1 protein-coding gene is annotated in these 788 nt (G+C 41.2%); it reads left to right on the forward strand.

What is annotated here, in order from left to right; genetic code table 11:
• Positions 1–65: 65 nt before the first annotated feature.
• Positions 66–788, forward strand: a 723-nt coding sequence (locus ACS8FD_RS19325) for a type II secretion system protein GspL (protein WP_439277052.1), incomplete at its 3' end; no start/stop codon positions are given.

A 788-nucleotide genomic window follows, 5' to 3' on the forward strand; every position in this document is an offset into this window, starting at 1 on the left:
TGAAATGTCTGATGGTTGGTTTTATTTTAATAATTTATCTCATAAGTTAAGTAAGGACACGCTTGGTGTTACATGTTTGGATAAGATCGCAGCATAGTCCGTTAGCAGTTTGGCACGCTGATACAAAAGAATGGCAGTCTGTGACCGGCTGGCAACAGCTGTATGATATTTATGGTAATAACAAAAACAGTGCTCCATCACTTTGTCTTTATTTTCCCTCCAGCTATCTGTTGCAAGTCGATACGAAGCTAAATGCAGCCCAGCTAAAACAGCTTGGTAACACAGGTAAGCAGTACTTATTTGAAGAAGCTTCTTTAACTCCAGTTGAGCAATTGGCAATTAGGCAGATTGGCGATACGCATGCACATCACATTTATGCGCTGGCTGAAAACAATATAGAGTCATGGCAACAAAGCGCAGCTTTAGTCGGCCTAAGTATCAACGCGCTACTGCCGGACTTTTTACTGTTGCCAATTCCTGAAGAGGGGGCCGCTCAGCAGATAATTTTATATCAAGATGAATATACTGCTTTATTACGACAGTCACAATATCAGGGCTTGGCAGTAAATTACTTGCCACTTATTTTTGAGCGCTTGCCGCATTTGAGTGAAGTTTGTATATTGCCTTCGATATCATCGGCTGATTTAGCATCTATTAGCGCTCCAATTGATGCATTTGATGACTTGACAGATAATAGCAATAACTTGCAAAAAACTGACTTGGAGTCAGGCTTTACATCAGACTCTATAGCAGAAACACGTATCGCGACAGAAACGGCCAACTTGCTG

The sequence above is a fragment of the Psychrobacter sp. 1U2 genome (assembly GCF_051847575.1).